The organism is Cryomorpha ignava, from assembly GCF_010686655.1.
Taxonomy (GTDB): domain Bacteria; phylum Bacteroidota; class Bacteroidia; order Flavobacteriales_D; family Cryomorphaceae; genus Cryomorpha; species Cryomorpha ignava.
This window is the reverse complement of sequence record NZ_JAAGVY010000110.1, coordinates 1-1,635: the sequence shown is the minus strand read 5'-3', so window position 1 is coordinate 1,635 and position 1,635 is coordinate 1. Positions and strand designations below refer to the sequence as shown.

At 34.4% G+C, this 1,635-nt stretch carries 2 protein-coding genes; both read left to right on the top strand.

Annotated elements, in window-relative coordinates; genetic code table 11:
• Positions 1-685 precede the first annotated feature (685 nt).
• Positions 686-1,240: a hypothetical protein gene (locus tag G3O08_RS20590; RefSeq protein WP_163287332.1), complete on the top strand. Its 555-nt coding sequence runs from the start codon at positions 686-688 to the stop codon at positions 1,238-1,240.
• 36 nt (positions 1,241-1,276) lie between these two features.
• Positions 1,277-1,579: a hypothetical protein gene (locus tag G3O08_RS20585; protein WP_163287331.1), complete on the top strand. Its 303-nt coding sequence runs from the start codon at positions 1,277-1,279 to the stop codon at positions 1,577-1,579.
• Positions 1,580-1,635: the final 56 nt, after the last annotated feature.

Genomic DNA, 1,635 nt, shown 5'->3' with positions numbered 1-1,635 from the left:
CGAGCCAGATTAATCGTGCCCTTAAAATGGGTGTGTAGTGTTTCGGTTAATTCTGTACTTTTGAAGTTAGCATTGGTTTTCATGTTCTTGAAAGATGTTTGAGATTATCCTTCTAAGATACTGATTATCAATGCTTTATACTAATTTTTTAACATTTAATTTGCTGATTATCAGCGGGTTATATTTTTGTCATGTACTAAATAAAAGAATAGCCAATTCTAAAAACACCTGATTATGGATAAACAACTAAGAAAACTTAATTTTACAGTTTAAAATTTAGTTTCTTCCTTCCTAATTATACAGTTTAGGTAAAATCTTCTGCTTCATAAATCATCTCGCAAAAAATTGGACTCTCTAATTTTTTCATGGATACGGCTCAACATCAGCTACAAATGATGCGCTTACCCAACTGAACAAATCCATTTTTTATACTTTTACGAGAGTCTTTGAGTTTAGGCAAACTTGCTTATATTTCAAGTGATCTAATTACTAAAATGTAGTATTCTTTATAGAACTCTGAACTTATGGAATTAACATGGACAGCTTAATTTCTGGAAGCAGATATATTACAACTTTTGACACTGTAGATCAAACAACTTATAATATTACCGACGGAGAATTCAGATTTCGAATTCAACACAGTTGGTAAACCATTAATTTTTTTAACCAAATAAAACCAAATCTTATGAAAAATACAATCATTCTATTTCTACTTATTCTCACAACAGCTTGCTGCTGCAAAAGCGGCGATGATAATAAACCGGATGAAGACAACAACTTTGCTCAGTATTTTCGATGTAAAGTGAATGGCGAAGATTTTCAAAGTACCGGCGATTTAACTTGTGAACCGCTGTTATTCAATTATTTTCCCGACTCAATTTTTGGGACACCCCAAGGCTATTTAGTTTTACGAGGACGAAATTGCATAGATGAAAGAAGAGTTGGGTTACGATTCAGGGAGGCTGTACCTCAAGTGGGAACATTTTCTCTTTTGCAACCAATGTTTGCGGATTCTGCGCTGCCCTATTATTCATTTGAACCTGAACCAGGTCAAATGAATAGGACAGTCGAAAAACTGGTTGATGGTTCTGTAACTTTTAGCCGGTTTGAATCACGAACAGAAGAGAAACTTGGTACGGTAGAAGGAACTTTCAGCTTCACCGTAATTGACACCATAGATCAAACGACTTATAATATTACCGACGGAGAATTCAGATTTCGAATTCAACACAGTTGGTAAACCATTAATTTTTTTTAACCAATTAAACCAAATCTTATGAAAACCAATTCGATTTTTACTTTACTATTCTCATTAATAGTGTTTACGCTATGTGGTCAAAATATACCAGCACCACAATTCGAAGTTACTGGCAGTACGGCTGATCCTTCTGTCGCTATAGATGAAGTTATTGAAAATCTTGATTTAACAGATGTAACCACGAGTATAGTTTACGACCGCGGTTGGAAACTGGGTCAATTAGAGAATTTTGATGGTGCGATTGCATCAAATACGGTGCACGATCATGCAGAATGGCTGCGGCAATATGACCTATTTGCGATCCGTATTTTAGACGGTTAACTCTGATATCATTTTCCAAAATATTACAATCTTTAAATCACATCTAAACTCATTAA